Source organism: Paenibacillus sp. ALJ109b (assembly GCF_010747435.1).
In the GTDB taxonomy this organism is placed as follows: domain Bacteria; phylum Bacillota; class Bacilli; order Paenibacillales; family Paenibacillaceae; genus Paenibacillus; species Paenibacillus taichungensis.
The window spans coordinates 174,842-197,290 of sequence record NZ_JAAIFP010000028.1 but is presented as its reverse complement, the minus strand read 5'-3'; the positions used below and the strand labels follow the sequence as shown (position 1 = coordinate 197,290).

Genomic DNA, 22,449 nt, shown 5'->3' with positions numbered 1-22,449 from the left:
CTATGGAAGAATTAGTAAGCATAATTGCTAAGGCTTTGGTCGATCATCCGGAAGATGTGGCGGTTCGGACGGTTGAGAAAGACCGGCTTGTCGTTTATGAGTTAACCGTTCATCCTGACGATGTTGGGAAAGTGATTGGTAAACAAGGGCGAATCGCAAAGTCTCTTCGTACGGTCGTCACATCAGCAGCAGTTAAGATGGATAAACGGGTAACCGTTGATATCATATCTTAAAGATATACGAAAGGGGGTTAGGATGCATGTCCTAGCCCCTTTTCGTGCATGCTGAAACTTAAATCATAGGATTGAAATAGCTCGTCAAGTATGATTATCTGCGGAAGTAGTGGAGGGTACGGAATCGATTCTGAAGAACGATCCGTAACCAGAACGGCCGCAGGGAGATCATCACATATGACTACCAATATGAATGGACTGTAGGAGGAAAGTATGGCAGAGTTTATGAATGTAGGTAAAATCGTCAATACGCATGGAATTCGCGGCGAGGTGAGAATCATGCCTTTAACTGATTTCCCGGAAGTGCGTTTTGCGAAAAATGCAGAGTTGTTTTTCTTTACACCAGATAATCATCCAGTCATGGTTAACGTGGAATCTGCACGTTTGCATAAGAATATGTATATTCTTCGTCTGAAAGAGTATGGCAACATTAATGAAGTAGAGAAGTTTAAAGGCGGCATGGCCAAAGTGTTAAAAGAGAATCTGGCAGAGCTGGAGGAAGGTGAATACTACTTCCATCAAATCGTTGGGTGTTCTGTCATCACCGAAGAGGGTGAAACACTTGGAACCATCTCTGAGATTTTGACTCCTGGAGCGAATGATGTATGGGTTGTCAAAACGCCTGCAGGCAAAGAAATTCTGCTTCCGGTTATTGATGATGTTGTTCTTGATGTGGACGTTACAGAGAAGCAAGTCAAGGTTCACCTGATGGAAGGGCTGCTGTAACATGAAAGTGGATGTATTAACCCTATTCCCGGAAATGTTTGACGGCGTGTTCGGAACCAGCATTCTGGGCAAAGCCCAAACCAAAGGACTTGTATCTCTGGGAGCAACAAACTTTCGGAATTTTGCGACCAATAAACATAACACAGTTGACGATGCACCTTACGGTGGAGGTGGAGGTATGGTATTAAAGCCAGATCCCATCTTTGCTGCTGTCGAGGATGTATTAGAGCAGCGAGGGGAAGCTGCGGCAACGGTGAAACCGCCACGTATTATTCTAATGTGTCCGCAAGGTGAGACGTTCACACAGAAAAAAGCAGAAGAACTTGTGCAGGAAGATCATCTGATTTTTATTTGCGGACATTATGAAGGCTACGATGAGCGTATCCGTGAATTTCTCGTGACGGACGAATTGTCGATTGGTGATTACGTGCTGACGGGTGGCGAACTGCCTGCGATGGTGGCGATTGACAGTATTGTGCGCCTTATTCCGGGTGTACTGGGTAATGAGACAAGTGCTGTAACGGATTCATTCAGTACCGGATTGCTTGAATACCCGCACTACACACGTCCTCCGGAATTCAGAGGTATGAAGGTTCCAGATATGCTGTTATCCGGACATCATCTGAATATTGAGGCATGGCGCAGGGAGCAATCATTGCTTCGCACGCTGGAACGCAGACCGGATATGTTGGAGACGGCAGACCTGACGGACAAAGAACGGATTTGGCTAAAGAAGATTCGTTCCGATCGTGAAAAGAATGTAGAGTAATTTGATGTTATCTCGTTTGAGCTCGTAGAATAATCTCATTCGAAAGCTTGAAAGACCAGCCTTGTGATATATAGGTTGGTCTTTTTTTGAAGAATGTGAAAAAGCTGGATTTCCATTGGCAAGTACTATAAAATATAAGTGTGTATTTTGAAACTTAGTTTCATCAAATGAAACGAAAGGCGGCGTATATATGTCTTATCACTTTTATGGTCTTGACCATGTACAACTTGCTGCACCAGAAGAGTGTGAAACGGATGCACGTGATTTTTTTAATAAAGTGTTAGGTTGGAACGAAATTCTCAAACCTGAAATTTTGAGAAAACGTGGTGGTGTTTGGTTTCAATGTGGCATGCATCAAGTACATATTGGAGTGCAAAAAGATTTTGTTCCTGCTATAAAAGCACATCCGGCATTTCACGTACAGAATTTAGATGCGTTGCGTGACGATCTGAATCGTAACCATATTCAAGTCATTAATGATGAAGCGCGGACTGACGAAGGTGTAAAAAGGTTCTATATAAATGATCCCTTTGGAAATCGACTTGAATTTCTAGAATGGATTAAACCATAGGCCAACAAGTTTACTCCTAATATTGAACATTTTTGCCGCTTTGAACATTTTTGCATGTTCCGAAATAGGGTTGTATAAACTGAAAAATTTCTTTATGGTGATCTCAGCTAGAAGCGTATGAAGACGACATGCTGAGGAGGAAGAATATGAATCATCAGCCTTATGAAGTTGGTAGAGTGAATATTAGCGAAGCTGGAGAGCGTTGCAAGATGCTTCTGGGAGATCTGAATGGAGATGGCAGGCTTGAGATGCTGTTGGTGCAGGCGGATGGTGGCATAGATGACCGTTACATTCCGCATCAGGTATGCTGCTTGTCGGCATATGATCTGGATGGAACATTAATATGGCAGGTCGGAACACCGGACCCGGATGCAGGCGGTCTAGGATCAGACTATCCCGCTCAGATTGTAGATTGGGATGGGGACGGAAATAATGAAGTGCTGTGTGTAATGAACAAACAATTGCTTATTCTGGACGGAAGAACCGGAGAGATAAAGAAACGTCATGAATTGCCTGGAGAGCAAGCACATGACTGTATTATTCTTGCAAACCTGACTGGTGACCAACAGACAATGGACATCCTGCTGAAGGATCGGTATAAGACGTTATGGGCTTTAGACCACGATTTCAATTTGTTGTGGAAGCATGAAGGCAATATAGGTCATTTTCCGTGGGTATACGATCTCGATGGAGATGGCAAAGATGAAGTGATGGCGGGGTATGACATGCTGGATCATGATGGAACATTATTATGGTCCTGTCAGAATCTTGATGATCACGCAGACTGTATATGGTTTGGTGATGTGGACGAGGATGGGGAGGTTGAAATTGTTATCGGTGGTAGTGTCACGGTGATGATGGATCGGCACGGTAATGAAAAATGGCGTTATGAGGATTCGATTGAATCACAGCATATTGCACTGGGAAAATTTTATAGTGAAAGACAAGGATTACAGATTGCTGGCCTAGATCGGATTATTCGTGGAGATGAGAATGGCAAGGATGGAATGTTTATGCTGGGTAGCGACGGAAAAGAACTCTGGAAAGAAGATCGTAAAACTCGTGGGTGGTTAACCATTATTGAGCCTGTACGCAACTGGGATGACAGCGGGCTTGACTATATTCTGGCTTATCGCCGAGGTGGGGATGTCCTACCATCTTTGATTACTGGTAATATGCAAACGGTTACAGCGTTCGGAAAAGAGGGCTACGCCGTACATGCAGACTTGTGTCAGAGCGGAAGGGAACAGGTCATCATCTATGATGCACATGAGGCGGTGATCTATTCCAGCTCAGTGATGGAGGTAACCACTCCAACCTCTTTGGGCATAAAAAGAGCCCAGCTTCAGCCAAAAAGGCTGTATAGCTCGACTCTTTATCCAGGCGGGGAAGTTCCAATCTAGCTTAATGACTGATCTCTACGACAGGAAGGATTTCCTGTTGTTGGTCTGATTCAGGATGGAGCAATGTAGCCAAATCGGTTCCTGTCGTAACCGTTAATCGTGGGAGCTTCATAGGATTATCCCCAGGTCGAACAAATCCTGAACGTACGGAAAAGGCCATGCGATACCCATTTTGCTGCAGCTGATAGATCATCTGCGTGCTGGTATAACCGAAAGGGTAGGCAAGATACGGCGTATCAATACCAGTTTCTTTCATCAGCTTGACGTCATCATTGAGCAGGCTTGTATCGAGTCCGACGGGCACGTTGTCACCGCAACGCATATATCCCTTGTGATGCAGATTATAGGTATGGCTGTTGAACTCAAAGACGTCTTTAGCGGCCTGCATCTCCTGTTTGGAGATAAACGTATTTTTGGCAGGATCAAAAGCTGAAGGCTGATCCTGAATTTTGCTGCCGATCACAAACAGGGAAGCATGGAAATTATATTTTTTGAGCACAGGGTAGGCTAAAGTATAATTGTTCTGATACCCATCATCAAAGGTGATGACAATCGATTTTTTGGGTAGGGAGATCTGTCCATTCACATATTGTTCAAGTTGCTCCAATGTAATTGTGTTTAAGCCTTCTTCATGCAAATATTTCATGTTTTCTTCGAAGTCTTCCAGATTAATGATCGATTTGTTGTTTGTTTCATGATTGTTGATTTTGGGCTGTATGTAATGATACATCAGTACAGGTACTTCAGTAGCCGAATCTTGTGCGATGTGAAAGGTAGCCAGATCAAGTGCAGGTTTGCTTGAATAATCGGAGTGAGACATTAGAAATGCCTTACGTTTGACCATATCCCAGGACGTGCATGCTTTGTGAGACATTGCATTGGTAGGATGAGTTACCGCATACGCATACATTGTAATGGTACAAGTGAGTAATGCGAGTGCAGCAAGAGCAATTTTTTTGAAGTATTTCATAATTCGTTTGGTTCTCCTTTTGCCATTTCATTTCTTCGTGTAATTACATTTTAGATGCATCACCATGTAATCCAACAAGCTATATCATAGACGATCTTACTTGACAGAAAGTTACAGTATTTTTTCCGTCTAATACTTGACTATTCAAGAATACTAATTATGAGAATCCAAAGAGCTGAAGCTTTGATGTGTATAAAGGAATTGTGCACAAAGGGCATGGACAGATGTATTTTAATGTAATTTACAATATGACTATGATAGTTTTCAGTGCCGTGCTTAAGATTGTTTTAGCGGATAACGCCTTATTGGAGTATAGGGAATTAAAGGGGATTGAAGAACTAAGTAGTTCCATCAGCAATTTGTTTATTTTTCCTTGTGTTTTGTTATGGTGCGTGATACAATAAGTCTGTTATGTGGAATACGGCGGTCCTCTATGGATAATGAAGGAGACAAGGTGTTCTCTGGAAGAAGTATGAACGCCTGTACGGAAGGAGGGAGTCATAGATGAATATCGTTCAAGCGATTACACAAGAACAACTTCGTAAAGATATTCCGAGTTTTCGTCCTGGTGACACTTTGAAAGTGCACGTTAAGGTAATCGAGGGAACTCGTGAGCGTATCCAATTGTTCGAAGGTGTTGTGATTAAACGCCGTGGTGGTGGAATCAGTGAGACTTTTACAGTTCGTAAAATTTCTTACGGTGTAGGTGTGGAAAGAGCTTTCCCGCTTCATTCCCCTAAAATCGATAGAATCGAAGTGGCTCGCCGTGGTAAAGTGCGTCGTGCGAAGCTTTATTATCTTCGTGAACTACGCGGTAAAGCAGCGAGAATTAAAGAAATTCGTTAATATAACGGATACCGGGGAGGGCTTGGAGACAAGCCCTTTTCGTTTTTGTCCGGGAAAAGTTGAACCGGAGGTGCACTTCCGAGTAAAATGGTATGGCGGCACACGCGCGAATAGTCCGGGAGGCTTGTGGAATCAGTTATTGAAGGACATTTGAATTGTGGATTAAATGTACTGGTAATGCTTGCGTGTAAGATTACATAACTGATGATGTGTAAAAACTGCTATAACATGTACTGTGAAGAGAGGAAGATCATTAATGGAACAGGAAGTTCAACAGGACCAGGGCAATACTGCCGAAGAGAAAGGCAGTCGATCCAAAAAAGCCAAAAATGAAATTTTCGAATGGCTCAAAGCCATCGTGATCGCACTAGTACTTGTCATTTTGATTCGGTGGTTGCTGTTCAAACCGTTTGTTGTGGACGGGCCTTCCATGCAGCCGAATTTTCATACAGGTGAACGTGTGATCGTCAATGAAATTTTATATGATATTAGGGAACCACAGCGCGGAGAAGTAATTGTATTCCACGTTCCAACCGAAGGCCGTGATTTCATTAAACGTGTCATTGCTGTCGCTGGTGATACCGTTGAGGTTCAGGACGATACAGTTCTCGTCAATGGTAAAAAAGTCGATGAGACTTACATTCAGGGAGCAATTGATGCTGCTGAAGCGAACGGTGGAACCTATAACGTGAAGGACTTCCCTAATGAACAATTCCCGGATGGGAAAGTACCAGAAGGTCATGTTTTTGTAATGGGGGATAACCGTCCGAACAGTACAGATAGCCGTATGATCGGTTATGTATCACTGACGGATATTGTAGGTCGTGCAGATGTGATTTTCTGGCCGATCGGCGATATCAAATGGATTAACCATTAATATGAATGCAGGATATATAAGAAAAATATAAAGTGTACACCAAAACGTAGAGGGCAGAACTAATTTGGGGATAATAGAGATCTAAAGATTGTTTTGCCAACGAAATGATGCGGTGTGTATGTTATAGATAAAGCTTATATATCAACAAATAATGAGGTGAAGACAAGGTGACGATTCAATGGTTTCCAGGTCATATGACCCGAGCCAGACGCCAGATTCAGGATAAGTTAAAGCTGATTGACGTGGTCATCGAACTGCTGGATGCCCGTCTGCCTGTCTCCAGCCGCAACCCGATGATTGACGAGATTTTACAGGGAAAACCCCGGATGATTTTGTTGAATAAGTCCGACTTGGCGGATGCGAAAGTGACGCAAGAATGGATTGAATATTTCAAAAAAGAGGGAATCACTGCTTTCCCTGTAGATGCTTCAACAGGTACCAACGTGAAAGACATCCCAACACAAGCGAAGCTTCTCCTAAAAGAAAAAATTGACCGTCAAATAGCTAAAGGGATTAACCCTCGAGCGGTTCGTGGACTGATTGTTGGTATTCCAAACGTGGGTAAATCCACGCTAATTAACCGACTGGCTGGACGGAACATTGCGGCAACGGGAGATCGTCCTGGTGTGACGAAGGGACAACAGTGGATCAAAGTGGGTAAAGAAATGGAACTGCTGGATACCCCGGGTATTCTTTGGCCGAAATTCGAAGATCAAAACGTGGGTTATCGTCTTGCGGTAACAGGTGCAATTAAGGAAGAGATTCTGAATGCAGAAGACATCGCCTTTTTTGGCATCAGTTATCTAATGCGTTATTACTGGGATTCTCTTGAAGAACGATACGGACTTCAGGAGTTCTCCAAGGATGCGGATGATTCTGACAGCGTTGTTGCGATCATGGAACAGGTTGGGCGTATACGTGGTTGTGTGGTAAGTGGTGGGCGTATCGATTTGGAAAAGGCATCGCGAGCATTTCTGCGTGAACTGCGTGCGGGCAAAATGGGACGTTTCTCTATGGAAGCTCCTTATTAAATAAGAGACAACTGCCGAAAGAAGCGGCCGTTACCGGATTACCGGGAGCGGTCGCTTTTTGTCATACTGGAATTTAAATTAGAGGAACCTTGATTGATCTGGAAGGTGATTCTAGAAAATTGCACTTTATGGGATTGTATTGTACGTATATCTGGGTCTCTTAAATCATGCTATGATGAGTGATGAAGATTTAGCCTGCTCAATGCTGAATATCTTCAATTTAAGCCAACAGATACCGATAAAATAATAACTCATCATCGTATTATCATATATGCTTTACAGAAGCTTATTTCTTATTTAATAGGATCTGATAGAACAAAAATCGGGAATCTACGTCTATATAATAAAATGATATAAAAGTGATGTGTTGAAGTAAGAGTGGGCAGAGGAGATGACACCGTAATGAATGAAATGAATGAGTTAACTGAATTGACGCAAATGGATGCCCTGGTTGAACCGAAAAAGAAGAAAAAAGAATTGGTGGAGTCCAAAGATCTGCTGATCTATGAGCGTGAATATTGGGAAAGCGGATTTGAACGTATTGCCGGAATTGATGAAGTGGGACGCGGTTGTTTATTTGGAGATGTAGTAGCGGCAGCCGTTATTTTACCTCGTGATCTGATTCTGGAAGGGGTTAATGATTCCAAGAAATTAACGGAGAAAAAGCGCGACGCATTATATGACATCATAATGGAAAAGGCGTTGTCAGTGGGAATTGGTTATGCGGATGCGGAAACGATTGATCAACTGAATATTAAGCAGGCTGCAAGGCTTGCCATGAAACGTGCGGTAGCGGCGCTTGAGGGCGTGCCGGACTACCTGTTGGTGGATGCCGAAAAGGTAGATGTGAATGTACCCCAGTTGTCTATTATTAAAGGTGATGCGAATAGTCAATCCATTGCGGCAGCATCCATTATTGCGAAGGTTACCCGGGATAGGCTTTGCAAGGAGGATTGGGATACGTTATATCCGGAATATGGTTTATCGATACATAAGGGATATGCAACGAAATTTCATCGTGAACAAATTATGGCTCTTGGTGCTACACCCATGCATCGTCGCAGTTTTCTCGGCAATCTGCTCGGAGAACAGCACACTTTATTCTAAATTAAACCATACACGGAGGGAGGGGGAAGGGTATGAATATCAGTTCCGTAATTCGTGGGTTGCTGGGGGATAGTAAACCGGGAAATGCCAAACCACTGGAGTTAAAGGAAGGTCAAGTTGTACGGGGTTCTGTGGTTAGTGTATCCGATGATGGAGCAGATGCGGTTCTTCAGATTCAGGGTGTACAGGTACGTGCAAAACTGGAAACCCCGCTTCGCCCAGGTGAAACAACACTGCTTCAGGTTCAGCCTCCAGGTGAAAATGGCGTAACGGTAATGAAACCACTGACGGGTACATTAGCAGAGCTGCCACAGGCATCTTTGAACAATTTGCTTCAGGAGGCAGGTTTACCGGATACCAAGGGGAATCGGGAACTGCTGTTAGCTATGCAGCGAAGCGGATTACCTTTAACCAAGGATAATGTAGCCATGGTTCAAAATATGATAACAGTCAAACCTGCACAGGTGCCTGTTGAAGAATGGGTGCAGGCAACTGGTATTGCTTTTCAACGTGGTCTTCCGGTTACGGCGGAAACGGTAAAGGGCTTGCATCAAGCTGTATTTGGTCCACCACTACATCAGTTGTTGAAGGGCTTGGCTGAACAGCTGGAGTCCATGTTGACCCAAACCGCGGGTAAACCGCTGCCGACTGGTGAACAGGCAGCTACGGTGAAGAATAACATTATGGCTGGAGTGCCTGTATCGTTAAACGGAGAGCAGGAGGGTGAAACGGTAGCTGCGTCAGGTGGTAACCGTCAGGTAGGGGGCACAACTGGTTTATCTGGGCAACCTGTGCCTGGGTCAGCTGCTGGTGGTGCTCCGATGGCTGATGGACCGGAGGATGCTGTTGCTGGTGGTGCGGTTAAAGGCAATTTGCAGACTGGAGCAGGGAATGCCGAGAGTGCTGGGATAAAAGCAGGGGCTAGCCATGTTGAAACTGCTGGCAAGGTGGGTACAGGTATTCCGGTAGGAACTGGAATACCTGGTGAGAGTCCGCGTGCAGCTGACGCGGGCGTTGCTGGGAGCCGCCTAGGCACGACGGGGGCGGCTGTAGATGTTGCAGCTGGCCGAGCGATTGCAGGCCAGCCTGAGGGGGGCGCGGCCGGACGAACCGACGGCCGCGGTGAAACGCCTGCTGCTGCGGGGCCTACTGCTTCAGCAGCAGGGCAGGCGGCGCCAGCAGCTCCATCGGCAGCGCAGCTGGCGCCCAAGCTGCTGGCGCTGCTGGACGCGCTGCGCAGCGCGTCCACAGCCGCACCGGCACAGCCGGGTGCGGCGACACAGGCCGCCCCTGCATCGCAGGGCGGCTCGGTGGCTGCGGCTGCCGGAGGCGTGCCGCAGCCTTTGCCAGCCGGCGCAGATGCGCTGCCGGCTGGCGGTAGTGCCGCAGCACCTGCGGGAGCTGCGGCTGCGCCCGTCACCCACGAGGGGGACCCGTGGGTGGGGCGCGTGTTGAAGCTGCTCGGTGCGGAGCACGAGCAGCAGGCGGTGCACGGCGCGGCTGCGCAGGCGCGCGTGGGGGATGTGGCGAGTCCGGGAACCACGGACACGCTGAAGGGCTTGCTGCTGCAGCTTGCCAGCAGCGATGGTGCACCGGCGGCGCTCAAGGATGCCGCCGGACAGGCTGTGCAATTTCTGACAGGTCAGCAGTTATTGCTAACAACCGATCGCAGTGCTACCTTTGCCCAGATGCACTGGTTTATTCCCATTACCGGACCTGACGGAGAAGAGACGGCTTCCGTTCAGATTCAATCACGCCGTGGGCAACGCGGTGAATTGGATGCATCCAACTGCCGTCTGTGGTTTGATCTGGACATGAAAAGTCTTGGTCCAACGCTGGTGGATGTGCATGTTGTTAATAATATCGTCAGTCTGCGTGTACTTAATGACGGCGAAGGAATGGGACCGCTCCTGGAAAGTGGGCGCGAAGAGATCCATAAGGCGCTGGATAAGCTGGGTTATCAGTTGCTGACTTTCAAGGCGGAACCCTGGCCTCTTGGTCAGGAACCGGGTGCCGAACGGCAAATGACTGCCTCGGACTACAGTCCTGAACGATACAAAGGGGTGGACATGCGGGTATGAAAGAGGATTCGCAACCGGACCTGATTTCCAAAAAGGCCGTTGCTTTAAAATATGTACCGGGTGAGAGCGAAGCACCAGTAGTCGTAGCCAAAGGCCGTGGTAAAGTGGCGGAAGCCATTCTGGATAAAGCCAAGGAAAATGGTGTGCCTGTTCAGGAGGATGCTGCACTTGTCGAAGTGCTTTCCAAGCTGGATTTGGATGAACAGATCCCGTCGGAACTGTATCAGCTGGTGGCGGAAGTGTTGACCTACATTTATCGTGCTGACCGTCTAGCTTCTGGACGAGAGGAAGAGGAATCATGGTAGAGCACAGATCAGAACAGGGTCCAGCTTCAAAACTGACACGTCAGCAAAAAGGACGATTGGGTGAAGAAGCTGCTTGTGACTGGCTTCGGGAGAATAATTATCGGATACTCCGTCAAAATTGGCGTTGCCGTAGCGGAGAGATTGATATCGTTGCTTCCCATGAAGGCATGATTATTTTTATTGAAGTCCGCAGTAGAAGTGGAACTGGACTGTATGGAACGCCCCAGGAGTCGGTGGATATCCGTAAAATGCAGCAGGTACGTGCAACCGCATCTGTATATTTGCAAATGACGGGAGAGACAAATCATCAAATCCGTTTTGATGTAATCGCAGTCATGTTGGATAAAGCAGGCGATACCGTCTCGGTTGATCATATTATTAATGCATTTTGAGTTAGTACGTTATAAGCGATTCTTCTGATGTGATAACCCGCAAGAAAGACACTTGAAAAAGTGACTTTCTTGCGGGTTATTTTTATTTTAAGCAGGATCATACCTTTATTGATTATAGCCTATTTATAATGAAGAAAGGCGACGTTGACTCTAAGAATCCCTCCGCGTGGTAAGAGTCGAAGTCGCCTTTTTGCATCCGAAATAACCAGAACAAAATAATGTTAGCCGCATTCCTTTGAATCAAACGAACCGATCAGTGTATAATCAAGAGGGTAATCGAGTTTTACTGCACCGTTTGATTTTTCATAAATGAGTCGATTCATATCGCAGGCTTGAACTGCGGTCACGCATAATTTTTTATAATCTGGGAGGCATGGTCATGAGTAAATCTACCCAAACGGGTAACGCCGTAAGAGAAGCCATTCAAAATCGTCGTACAGTCAAAAAGTTTAAAAAAGAAGCTGTTCCCACACAGCAGATTATTGATTTGTTGGACACAGCCGTATGGGCACCCAATCATAAATTGCGTGAGCCGTGGCGGTTTTTATTGTTTAGCGGAAATGGACTGAACAAGTTGGCAGACGCTATTGATGCAGAGATGGGAGAGGATAACAAGTTCTCTGCCAATATCAAGCAGGTCCCTGCCGTCATGCTTGTTGTTATGGAAGAAGATCCGCGCCAGAATATCTGGGATGAAGATTTTGCAGCAGTAAGCGCATTGGTGCAAAACTTCCTACTCGCGGCATGGAGTGAAGACATTGGTACGTTCTGGGTAACCAAGCCTTTCCTGTATGGACCCAAATTCCGTAAGACACTTGGCATTCAGGCTGGGGAAAAAATTATAGGCATGGTTTACATGGGGTATCCAGAGGTTATTCCTTCTGCCAAAGAACGTACACCAGCCAAAGACAAGCTGACTATATTTGAATAATTGATATCTTGTTAGCTATTCATTCGAACGTGATGCTCTATGCAAAGCCCCTGCACGTATGCCTCTTATCTTATAAAGAGGATATATATGCAGGGGTATTTGATTTGTAAAACTATTTAACCATGAATTTGAAATCTACAGATATCTCGTTTGACCTACCATGATGCTGAAGGGTGAGGCACGTATTTCCTCTTATAGCCTTTATTGCCTTGATGACCCTCGCTCAAAATAAATTTAAATCCAGTTGACGATACTGAATCGCCTCAGCCACATGAGCTGTCAAAATGACGCCATCATGATCCAAGTCTGCGATCGTCTGGGCCATCTTAATAATTCGATCATGTGCACGCATGCTCAGGTTTAGTGCTTGCAGTGTCTGCTGTAGCAGTTGGTCTGCTTCTTCAGGCAGGCGGATTGTTCGACGCAGAAGGGTTCCTGAGAGCTGGCTATTCCAGCGAACTGAACTATTAGCATATCTTGCGGCCTGAATATGATGAGCATGAATGACTTTGGCCTGCATTTCCGCAGATGAAGGAGAAGCGCCAGCCTTGCGCCACTCGCTCGGGGGAGGAACTTCGACCTGAAGGTCGATGCGATCTAGTAGCGGTCCCGAGATTTTGGCACGGTAGGCGGCAACACGGGCAGGACTGCATATACAGCGTTGATCCTCCGATTGGGCAGAGAGATATCCGCAAGGACAGGGATTCATAGAACAGGCGAGCATAAATTGTGCTGGAAATGTGAACGCGGCTCTTGCACGGCTAATGGTGACTTTGCGATCCTCCAATGGTTGTCTCAACACTTCTAGGACTTGCCGCTGAAACTCTGGCAGCTCATCCAGAAACAATATCCCCCGGTGAGCAAGACTTACTTCACCAGGTTTGGGGATGCCGCCGCCTCCAATGAGACCTGATGTGGATATCGTATGGTGTGGAGAACGAAAGGGTCTGTCTGCGATGAGACCATTTGAGGTATCTTTAAGCTTGCCTGCGGCACTTAATACTTTGGTTACTTCCAGCGCTTCGTCTTCGGACAATGGAGGAAGGATCGTAGGCAGCCGTTTTATTAACATGGTTTTCCCCGTGCCTGGAGGTCCGACCAGCAAAATATTGTGCATGCCTGCTGCGGCAATCATGAGTGCCCGCTTCACATGATGCTGTCCCAGAACATCACTATAATCATCATCCAGCAATGAAGAGTGCAATGGGCGCTCATGGTGCTCCATACCACCGACATTGGGATGTAGAGCAGAAAGATGGGCGTAATCTTTTAAAACAACAGGCCCCGTATTCTGCATCATTCCTTCCTTGTGCTTTGAATTCGTTTCCTGTTCAGGAACGATATCTTGCAAATGACGAATACCATATACCTGAATACCCCGAATCAACGAAGCCTCTTCCAGATTGTCGGCGGGCAGAAGAATGGAGGTAAAGCCTTGCCGTTTTGCCAAATCTACCATAGACAAAATACCAGGCACGGACCGCACTGACCCGTCCAATGCAAGCTCACCTACCACCAATGTCCGTTCCTCTACTGGAAGAACCAGCTGACCACTTGTTGTAAGTAAACCAATAGCGATGGCAAGATCGAAAGAAGATCCTTCCTTGCGCAGATCAGCAGGGGCCAGATTTATCGTAATCCGCTGCAACGGATATTGGTAGCCACAGTTTTTTATAGCTGCACGGACACGTTCAACCGCTTCACGAATAGCTGAATCCGGTAATCCAATAATAGACGTCTGGGGTAAACCATTCGATAGATCTGTTTCCACTTCAATTAAAACTCCGTCAATTCCATATAAACAAGCACTATGCAGTTTTCCGTACATAATAAAAGAAACACCTCACTTCGTCCTTGGCGCATAATACAGGCCAGTCTCCGAATTAAGGTGCTTCCTCAGCTTCTAACAAGCATTTTATATAAAAGAAATCAGGGCGTCAACCCGTCATTGTCATAGTTGCTGTATATCTATCCCTGACTCCTGAATTGTTTACAGTTTCCGCATGTAGTTTCTCGCAGAAGTATAGAATGTTCAGTTCTGAATCAATGTCGCGCTGTTGTGAAAAAGGATGTAGATGCTGGTTGAGCTGTTTTAACATATCAAGAGTTTTTTTTAACTTGTCATATGATTTCGATCGTATAAGCTCCAAATTATATTTTATACAATTAAATTTATCACTATTAAATAGAAAAGTAAAATCATTTGTGCTCAATTATTCTGTTTTTTTACTAATTTATGATAAGATAGATGAAGGGCTCCTAATAATTCGCAAATTCTAGCGATATAACAGTTGTAAGCCTCTATTATTAATGAATATAGAATGCACAATAGGTAGGTGGGACAAGATCTATGCAGAATGATAGTTTGAAGCTGGATAACCAATTATGCTTTGCCATATATGCTTGTTCACGTGAAATTACGAAGATGTACCAACCCTATCTTGAGGTGCTTGGGGTAACCTATTCTCAATATTTGGTCTTGATGGTATTGTGGGAACGTGAAGAATGTACGGTTAAGGAAATCGGAGAGGCACTTTACCTCGATTCAGGCACTTTGACGCCTCTTCTGAAACGTTTGCAGTCAGCAGGACTTATTCATCGCGAACGTTCAGCTCAGGACGAACGGAAAGTATTGATTACACTTACAGACGCTGGGCGGGAACTTCGCCATAAAGCCTTGTCTATACCTGAAGCGATCCAGGAAGATGCATGTCTGAACAGTACTGAGTTCGAATCTTTACTGGGACAGTTCAAGGGACTGCTGGATAAAGTACATCAAACCAACACCAAAGAAGCCAAAAAATAAAATGCAACATCGTATTACTATTAAGAAACCTTGGCTTATTAGCCGAGGTTTTTTCCATTAATATCCAAGCATTCACAATATGGGATCATACCCATATCAAAATACTGTCTATTAACCATTACTTTTTTAAGGAAAGCGTTTTAAAAACATGTTACAATGAATTGGGTTTAAGTGAAAATAGTCAACATTTGTCTTTTGTTAGTCTACCAACCCGCCTTGTTGCAGTCATGTTGATAGGAGGATTCGAGAATGAATATCCATGAATATCAAGGAAAAGAAGTACTGAAACAGTATGGAGTCACCGTTCCAAACGGAAAGGTTGCTTATACAGTCGATGAAGCGGTTGCGGCCGCAGAGGCACTGGGCAGTCCGGTGACTGTAGTCAAAGCGCAAATTCATGCAGGTGGCCGGGGGAAAGCCGGCGGCGTGAAAGTAGCGAAAAGTATCGACGAAGTTCGTGCTTACGCATCCGAAATTTTGGGAAAAGTATTGGTAACACACCAGACTGGACCTGAAGGTAAAGAAGTGAAGCGTCTTCTGATAGAAGAAGGATGCGATATCCGCAAAGAGTATTATGTGGGTGTTGTTGTGGACCGTGCCACAGGCCGTGTCGTAATGATGGCTTCCGAAGAAGGCGGTACAGAGATCGAAGAAGTAGCTGAAGCTACACCTGAGAAAATTTTCAAAGAAATTATTGACCCTGCAATTGGATTGCAAGTGTTCCAGGCACGTAAACTGGCTTACAGCATTCGTATTCCGAATGAGTTGGTGAACAAAGCGGTTAAGTTTATGCTTGCGTTGTACAAAGCATTTGTCGAAAAAGATTGCTCCATTGCCGAGATCAATCCACTCGTTGTTACCGGAGATGGAAACGTTATCGCGCTGGATGCAAAATTGAATTTTGATTCCAACGCCTTGTTCCGTCACAAAGATATTCTGGAACTGCGTGATCTGGATGAAGAAGACGAAAAAGAAATCGAAGCTTCCAAATACGACCTGAGCTACATAGCGCTTGATGGCAACATCGGCTGTATGGTCAATGGTGCGGGGCTTGCGATGGCTACGATGGATATCATCAAATACTATGGCGGCGACCCGGCCAACTTCCTCGATGTTGGGGGCGGTGCTACAACAGAGAAAGTGACCGAAGCTTTCAAAATCATTTTGTCTGACGCCAAAGTGGCGGGTATCTTCGTTAACATTTTTGGCGGTATTATGCGTTGTGATGTCATTGCCAATGGTGTTGTTGAAGCTGCGAAGCAGCTAGGCCTGACTAAACCGCTGGTTGTTCGTCTTGAAGGAACTAACGTGGAACTTGGTAAACGCATTTTGGGTGAATCCGGCCTGAATATCGTTCCTGCTGATTCCATGGCTGATGGTGCACAGAAAATTGTTGCCCTCGTAAAATAAGTTCATTCCTGGGCAAATTGCTGCCTTAGTTCCGGAGCTGTCCGGCACTTGAAAAATAACCGTAAGGATGTGAAGCAACGTGAGTATTTTGATTGATAAAAATACAAAAGTCATTACGCAAGGCATTACGGGTTCAACGGGAATGTTCCACACGAAGGGCGCATTGGACTACGGAACCCAGATGGTAGGCGGCGTTACACCGGGTAAAGGCGGAACCAATGTTGATATTACGCTGGAAGATGGCAAAGTAGTTAGTCTACCGGTGTTTAATACAGTACAGGAAGCGAAGGAAGCTACTGGCGCAACAGCGAGCGTCATCTACGTTCCTCCGGCATTTGCAGCGGATTCCATCATGGAAGCCGTTGACGCAGAGCTGGATCTCGTGATCTGTATTACAGAAGGTATCCCGGTACTTGATATGGTCAAGGTTGACCGTTTCATGGAAGGCAAAGATACCGTTCTGATCGGACCAAACTGTCCGGGCGTTATTACACCAGGTGAATGCAAAATTGGCATCATGCCGGGTTATATTCATATGCCTGGTCACGTTGGCGTGGTCTCCCGTAGTGGAACACTCACGTATGAAGCCGTTCATCAACTGTCTGCGCGTGGAATTGGACAATCTTCTGCTGTGGGAATCGGGGGCGACCCGGTTAAAGGTTCTGAGTTCATTGATATCCTGAAACGGTTCAATGAAGACCCACAGACACATGCTGTTATCATGATTGGTGAAATCGGTGGTACGGCTGAAGAAGATGCTGCAGAGTGGGTACGCGAAAACATGACCAAACCGGTGGTCGGATTTATCGGTGGTGTGACGGCGCCTCCAGGCAAACGCATGGGTCATGCCGGTGCTATTATCTCTGGTGGTAAAGGTACAGCCAAAGAAAAAATTGCGAAACTGGAATCTTGCGGAATCAAAGTTGCTCCGACGCCAGCTGAAATGGGCTCGACTCTTGTGAGCGTACTTGAAGAACGTGGAATTCTGAATTTGTGCACGACACATTAATTCTTTTCCGTTATAATAGAAGAAACGGTGCAGGAAATTTATTTTTCTGGTGAGCCGACTATTGAAATGCGGAAAAGGTAAGCAACCTTTTGTCCTGAACAGGGCGAAGGGTTGCTTTTTTGCGTTTTTTTTACGGGATGTAAAAGGGAGCTGTTGTCTGCCTGTAGGAGTAAACGCTTGCAATCCGTTGTCACTTATCACACAATATGAGGGAAGATTTTCTTCCCGTTATGGGAGGTTTCTAATTATGGAAGAGAGATGGATTTTGATTGGACTGCATGAAACGGATGGTATTGGTAAGAAAACGATCTCGAAACTGCTATCAGGACAACATCAACTGACGGATTTTCTGGACTATAAAGAAGGGGATTGGATTGCCGCGGGTTTACGCAAGGATCAGGCTGTGCGTCTAACCAAGCAATTCAATATCGACTGGATTGAGCAGAGACAAGAGAGTGTTTATAAACAGGGAATTGAAGTCGTTACCTATTTGGATCATAATTACCCCATATTAATGAAGGAAACCGTTCAGCCACCCTGGGTGATGTATGGTCGCGGAGATCTGAATCTGTTGCACGCTCAATCCATTGCGATGGTAGGAACACGTATGCCTACGGTATACGGACGTAAAATTGGTGAGAAGCTGGCAGAGCAACTATGCAAGGCAGGGCTGACCATTGTAAGCGGGCTTGCCAGAGGAATAGATAGTGTGTGCCACGATGCGACTCTTCGTGCAAACGGCAAGACTATTGCGGTATTTGGGACAGGAATTGATAACATCTATCCGCCGGAAAATACAAGTCTTGCCGAACGAATTGCCGAAACAGGGCTTCTCTTGTCAGAATATCCTCCGGGTACACGTGCGCGTCAGGGATTATTCCCGGAACGTAATCGGATCATTGCAGGATTAACCCTCGGTACGTTAGTCGTTGAAGCTGACATCCGAAGCGGATCACTCATTACAGCTGATGCTGCGCTCGAAGCGGGAAGAGACGTGTTTGCAGTCCCAGGTCCCATTACTTCTCCCAAAAGCCGAGGCTCGCATAATCTGATTCGTCAGGGGGCAAAATTGGTGACCTGCGCCACAGATTTATTGGAAGAGTTTCGATTGGACTTGCCAAATGCCGAACAACTTCCTTACAATAGAGGACGTTCGGCTGAAAGCAGTGAAACTTCTAATGAAGGAATTTTCCCAGTCGTAAAACTATCTTCAGATGAACAACGTGTTATTTATCTGCTAGAGCAGGAAGAGCAATCACTGGATCAACTTGTGGAACAGCTCAACTGGGATTTTGGACATTTGCATTCAGTTCTGTTATCTTTAATCATAAAAAAGCAGATTAGCCAATTACCTGGAACCAAATACGCGAGGGTATGACGATGCTGCGATCAAGGCAGCATGTGAAAATAGATTATTAGCGGAAGTTAGTCCTGCTGCTAATGAAGTATGAATCATAAAAACAAGCAGCAGTTTCATGACTGAGAGGAGGATGAACCTATGGCGGATGCACTCGTAATCGTGGAGTCGCCCTCAAAGGCGAAGACGATCGGCAAATATTTAGGCAGCAAGTTCATCGTAAAAGCTTCGATGGGACATGTACGCGATTTGCCAAAGAGTCAGATCGGCGTTGAGGTAGAGAATGATTTTAATCCGAAATATATTACGATCCGCGGCAAAGGTTCAATTTTGAAAGAACTGAAGGATGCACGAAAGAAAGTGAAAAAAGTGTATCTCGCAGCTGACCCGGATCGCGAAGGTGAGGCTATTGCTTGGCATTTGGCTCATGCACTTGAACTGGACGAAACTGCGGACTGCCGAGTAGTATTTAATGAAATTACGAAACAGGCTGTCAAAGATGCGTTCAAAACGCCGCGTAAGATCAATATGGATCTGGTTAATGCGCAGCAGGCTAGACGTATTCTCGATCGGCTTGTAGGATATAAAATTAGTCCGTTATTATGGAAGAAAGTCAAAAAAGGATTGTCCGCTGGCCGCGTTCAGTCCGTGGCCGTCAAAATCATTTTGGATCGTGAAAATGAAATTAATGATTTTGAACCGGAAGAGTACTGGAGCATTACTGCCAAACTGACAGCGGACGGAAATCCGTTTGAAGCCAAGTTCCATCAGTTGAACGGTACCAAAACCGAACTTGGCAGTGAGGCAGAAGTACAGGCCATTTTAAAACAGATCGAAGGCGCTTCTTTTACAGTCAAAGAAGTTAAAGAGAAGGAACGTAGCCGTAACCCTTCTGCTCCTTTTACAACAAGTTCCTTGCAGCAGGAAGCCGCACGTAAATTGAATTTCAGAGCTTCCAAGACGATGTCTGTCGCTCAACAGCTGTATGAAGGGGTAGACCTCGGAAAAGAAGGCACAGTAGGTCTCATTACGTATATGCGTACAGACTCTACTCGAATTGCAGCATCGGCTCAGGAAGAAGCCAAGGAATACATTATTGGCAAGTACGGTGAGCCATTTGCACCAGAGACACCTAGAAACTATTCCAAAAAAGCAGCCAATGCTCAAGACGCGCATGAAGCGATCCGTCCAACGTCGATTTTGCGTGATCCGGATTCCATTAAATCGTTTATGAGTCGTGATCAATTCCGGTTGTACAAACTGGTTTGGGAACGTTTTATAGCGAGCCAGATGTCATCTGCCGTTCTGGATACACTCTCCGTGGACATTGCTGCAGGAGATACGATTTTCCGTGCAGCGGGTTCAAAGGTTCGTTTTCAGGGATTCATGAAGGTATATGTAGAAGGTAATGATGACGGTACAACGGAAGAAGATCGTCTGCTGCCGCCGCTGAAAAATGGAGATGTGCTGGAGAATCGGGAGATCGAGCCGAAACAGCACTTTACACAGCCGCCACCACGTTATACGGAAGCAAGGTTAGTTAAAACGCTTGAAGAACTGGGTATAGGGCGTCCGAGTACATATGCGCCAACGCTGGAAACCATTCAGAAGCGCGGATATGTTGCAATTGAAGAGAAGAAATTCATGCCAACGGAACTGGGCGAACTGGTCATCGAACAGATGGAGGAGTTTTTCCCAGAGATCCTGAATGTGGAGTTCACCGCCAACATGGAAGGTGATCTTGACCATGTGGAGGAAGGGTCGGAGGATTGGGTCAAAGTACTCGCAGAATTCTACGAATCTTTTGAGAAACGGCTTGAGTTTGCAGAAGAAGAAATGAAAGAAATCGAGATTGAAGATGAAGTATCGGATGAAATATGTGAGAAGTGCGGCAAACCGCTTGTTTATAAGCTGGGTCGTTTCGGCAAGTTTCTCGCATGTTCCGGGTTTCCGGATTGCCGGAATACCAAACCGATCATCAAGGATATAGGTGTGACTTGTCCGAAGTGTAAGGAAGGGCATGTTGTTGAGCGCCGCAGTAAAAAGGGACGTATTTTCTATGGTTGCGACAAGTATCCTGAATGTGATTTTGTATCATGGGATAGACCGTCAGCGAAACCATGTCCAAGTTGCGGATCACTAATGATTGAGAAACGGAACAAACAGGGGACACGATTACAGTGTACTTCGTGTGATCATCAAGAGCCGGTAGAGGAACCGGAAGAAGAATGAGCGGATTAGCTTAATGGGGGTAAATGATTTTGACGAATGAACAACAAGTAACCGTTATTGGCGCCGGGTTGGCAGGAACAGAAGCAGCCTGGCAGATCGCAAGTCGCGGTGTGCGCGTAAAACTATACGAGATGAGACCGGTTGTGAAAACGCCGGCTCACCATACAGATAAATTTGCAGAACTGGTGTGCAGCAACTCGCTTCGTGCCAATGGGTTGACCAATGCAGTCGGTGTACTGAAGGAAGAAATGAGAATGCTTAATTCTCTGGTCTTGGGTGCAGCAGACCGTCATGCCGTTCCAGCAGGTGGAGCTCTTGCAGTTGACCGGGACGGATTCTCAGGTGAGATCACATCTACGCTTCATCAGCATCCACTCATCGAAGTTGTTAATGAAGAGCTGACTTCTTTGCCGGAAGACGGAATCGTTGTAGTTGCAACGGGACCCTTGACTTCACCAGCATTGTCCGAGCAAATCAAAGCCCTTATGGGTGAAGAATACTTCTACTTCTATGATGCGGCTGCGCCAATTATCGAAAAAGATTCTATTGATATGAATAAAGTCTATCTGGCTTCACGTTATGATAAAGGCGAAGCGGCGTACTTGAACTGTCCTATGACAGAAGAGGAATTCGATGTGTTCTATGAAGCGTTGATCACAGCGGAAGTTGCTCAACTGAAAGAGTTTGAGAAAGAAATTTACTTCGAAGGCTGTATGCCGATTGAAGTCATGATGAAACGTGGCAAACAAACGGCTTTGTTTGGTCCGATGAAACCTGTAGGACTTGTCAATCCGCATACTGGAGAACTGCCTCATGCTGTTGTTCAGCTTAGACAGGACAATGCAGCAGGAACGCTGTACAATCTGGTCGGATTCCAGACGCATCTGAAATGGGGAGAACAAAAGCGGGTCTTTTCTTTGATCCCAGGACTTGAAAATGCGGAATTCGTTCGTTATGGCGTTATGCACCGTAATACATTTATCAATTCTCCCAAACTGCTTCGTCCAACTTATCAGTTCAAAGAACGTCCGAACCTGTTCTTTGCAGGTCAAATGACGGGAGTAGAAGGTTATGTAGAATCTGCGGCATCCGGTTTAATCGCGGGTATGAATGCGGCTAAAGCAGCGCTTGGACAGGAACTGGTGGTATTACCGGTGGAGACCACGCTGGGCAGTATGGCACAGTATATTACAACAGCTGATTTCAAACATTTCCAGCCAATGAATGCAAACTTTGGATTGCTGCCGAAGCTGGAAACTAAAATACGCAACAAAAAGGAAAAGAATGAAGCACTTGCGCAGCGTGCACTGGATGGCATTGCCCGTTTTGCAGCAGCAGAAGGTCTAACCGTTCCAGAACGCGTGTAAATTAATCGTGGGAGGAGGCTGATATC

The 22,449-nt window shown here is 45.8% G+C and carries 21 protein-coding genes; 19 read left to right on the top strand and 2 right to left on the bottom strand.

Annotated features, from left to right (window positions below):
• The first annotated feature begins 2 nt into the window (after positions 1–2).
• From G3352_RS25065 to G3352_RS25045, 5 genes are all read left to right on the top strand, one after another.
• Positions 3–233 (top strand): KH domain-containing protein, encoded by a 231-nt coding sequence (locus tag G3352_RS25065; RefSeq protein WP_024630185.1) that lies wholly within the window; start codon positions 3–5, stop codon positions 231–233.
• Between the two features lie 213 nt (positions 234–446).
• Complete coding sequence (rimM, locus tag G3352_RS25060; protein ID WP_063564660.1) at positions 447–959, top strand: ribosome maturation factor RimM; 513 nt, start codon at positions 447–449, stop codon at positions 957–959.
• Position 960: 1 nt separating this feature from the next.
• Positions 961–1,728, top strand: a complete 768-nt coding sequence (gene trmD / locus G3352_RS25055; RefSeq protein WP_163760962.1) for a tRNA (guanosine(37)-N1)-methyltransferase TrmD — start codon at positions 961–963, stop codon at positions 1,726–1,728.
• Between the two features lie 190 nt (positions 1,729–1,918).
• Positions 1,919–2,299, top strand: a complete 381-nt coding sequence (locus G3352_RS25050) for a VOC family protein (protein WP_163760961.1) — start codon at positions 1,919–1,921, stop codon at positions 2,297–2,299.
• A gap of 146 nt (positions 2,300–2,445) precedes the next feature.
• Complete coding sequence (locus G3352_RS25045; protein ID WP_163760960.1) at positions 2,446–3,702, top strand: hypothetical protein; 1,257 nt, start codon at positions 2,446–2,448, stop codon at positions 3,700–3,702.
• Between the two features lies 1 nt (position 3,703).
• On the opposite strand, the gene G3352_RS25040 is transcribed toward G3352_RS25045, so the two are convergent.
• Entirely contained in the window at positions 3,704–4,672 is a 969-nt protein-coding gene (locus G3352_RS25040) for a polysaccharide deacetylase family protein (RefSeq protein WP_163760959.1), read from the bottom strand.
• Between the two features lie 504 nt (positions 4,673–5,176).
• On the opposite strand from G3352_RS25040, the gene rplS reads away from it, so the two are divergent.
• The 8 genes from rplS to G3352_RS25000 all read left to right on the top strand — a co-directional run bounded on the left by rplS (position 5,177) and on the right by G3352_RS25000 (position 12,242).
• Complete coding sequence (rplS, locus tag G3352_RS25035; protein ID WP_024630190.1) at positions 5,177–5,518, top strand: 50S ribosomal protein L19; 342 nt, start codon at positions 5,177–5,179, stop codon at positions 5,516–5,518.
• Positions 5,519–5,774: 256 nt separating this feature from the next.
• The gene (gene lepB, locus G3352_RS25030) at positions 5,775–6,395 is read left to right on the top strand and encodes a signal peptidase I (RefSeq protein ID WP_063564656.1); all 621 of its coding nucleotides are present in this window, start codon (positions 5,775–5,777) and stop codon (positions 6,393–6,395) included.
• Positions 6,396–6,562: 167 nt separating this feature from the next.
• On the top strand, positions 6,563–7,426 hold the full coding sequence (gene ylqF / locus G3352_RS25025) for a ribosome biogenesis GTPase YlqF (protein ID WP_063564655.1): 864 nt from the start codon (positions 6,563–6,565) through the stop codon (positions 7,424–7,426).
• A 438-nt stretch (positions 7,427–7,864) separates the two neighbouring features.
• Positions 7,865–8,533: a ribonuclease HII gene (locus tag G3352_RS25020; protein WP_163760976.1), complete on the top strand. Its 669-nt coding sequence runs from the start codon at positions 7,865–7,867 to the stop codon at positions 8,531–8,533.
• A 32-nt stretch (positions 8,534–8,565) separates the two neighbouring features.
• Positions 8,566–10,614 (top strand): DNA ligase, encoded by a 2,049-nt coding sequence (locus G3352_RS25015; RefSeq protein ID WP_163760958.1) that lies wholly within the window; start codon positions 8,566–8,568, stop codon positions 10,612–10,614.
• A complete protein-coding gene (locus G3352_RS25010) occupies positions 10,611–10,919 on the top strand; it encodes an EscU/YscU/HrcU family type III secretion system export apparatus switch protein (protein WP_090895922.1) in 309 nt (102 codons plus the stop codon). Before G3352_RS25015 ends, G3352_RS25010 begins: the two co-directional genes overlap by 4 nt.
• Complete coding sequence (locus G3352_RS25005) at positions 10,913–11,311, top strand: YraN family protein (RefSeq protein ID WP_163760957.1); 399 nt, start codon at positions 10,913–10,915, stop codon at positions 11,309–11,311. Before G3352_RS25010 ends, G3352_RS25005 begins: the two co-directional genes overlap by 7 nt.
• A gap of 379 nt (positions 11,312–11,690) precedes the next feature.
• A complete protein-coding gene (locus G3352_RS25000; RefSeq protein ID WP_163760956.1) occupies positions 11,691–12,242 on the top strand; it encodes a nitroreductase family protein in 552 nt (183 codons plus the stop codon).
• 223 nt (positions 12,243–12,465) lie between these two features.
• On the opposite strand, the gene G3352_RS24995 is transcribed toward G3352_RS25000, so the two are convergent.
• Entirely contained in the window at positions 12,466–14,070 is a 1,605-nt protein-coding gene (locus G3352_RS24995) for a YifB family Mg chelatase-like AAA ATPase (protein WP_163760955.1), read from the bottom strand.
• 522 nt (positions 14,071–14,592) lie between these two features.
• On the opposite strand from G3352_RS24995, the gene G3352_RS24990 reads away from it, so the two are divergent.
• From G3352_RS24990 to trmFO, 6 genes are all read left to right on the top strand, one after another.
• Positions 14,593–15,048: a MarR family winged helix-turn-helix transcriptional regulator gene (locus G3352_RS24990; RefSeq protein WP_163760954.1), complete on the top strand. Its 456-nt coding sequence runs from the start codon at positions 14,593–14,595 to the stop codon at positions 15,046–15,048.
• Positions 15,049–15,297: 249 nt separating this feature from the next.
• Entirely contained in the window at positions 15,298–16,458 is a 1,161-nt protein-coding gene (gene sucC, locus G3352_RS24985; RefSeq protein WP_053783785.1) for an ADP-forming succinate--CoA ligase subunit beta, read from the top strand.
• A 79-nt stretch (positions 16,459–16,537) separates the two neighbouring features.
• Positions 16,538–17,467, top strand: a complete 930-nt coding sequence (gene sucD, locus G3352_RS24980) for a succinate--CoA ligase subunit alpha (protein ID WP_076289497.1) — start codon at positions 16,538–16,540, stop codon at positions 17,465–17,467.
• A 247-nt stretch (positions 17,468–17,714) separates the two neighbouring features.
• Positions 17,715–18,845 carry a DNA-processing protein DprA gene (gene dprA / locus G3352_RS24975; protein ID WP_163760953.1) on the top strand — a complete coding sequence of 377 codons (1,131 nt, stop codon included), beginning with the start codon at positions 17,715–17,717 and terminating at the stop codon, positions 18,843–18,845.
• 120 nt (positions 18,846–18,965) lie between these two features.
• Positions 18,966–21,056, top strand: coding sequence for a type I DNA topoisomerase (gene topA, locus G3352_RS24970; protein WP_076289499.1), 2,091 nt, complete (start codon positions 18,966–18,968; stop codon positions 21,054–21,056).
• Between the two features lie 23 nt (positions 21,057–21,079).
• Positions 21,080–22,423 carry an FADH(2)-oxidizing methylenetetrahydrofolate--tRNA-(uracil(54)-C(5))-methyltransferase TrmFO gene (gene trmFO / locus G3352_RS24965; RefSeq protein WP_371121177.1) on the top strand — a complete coding sequence of 448 codons (1,344 nt, stop codon included), beginning with the start codon at positions 21,080–21,082 and terminating at the stop codon, positions 22,421–22,423.
• Positions 22,424–22,449 lie beyond the last annotated feature (26 nt).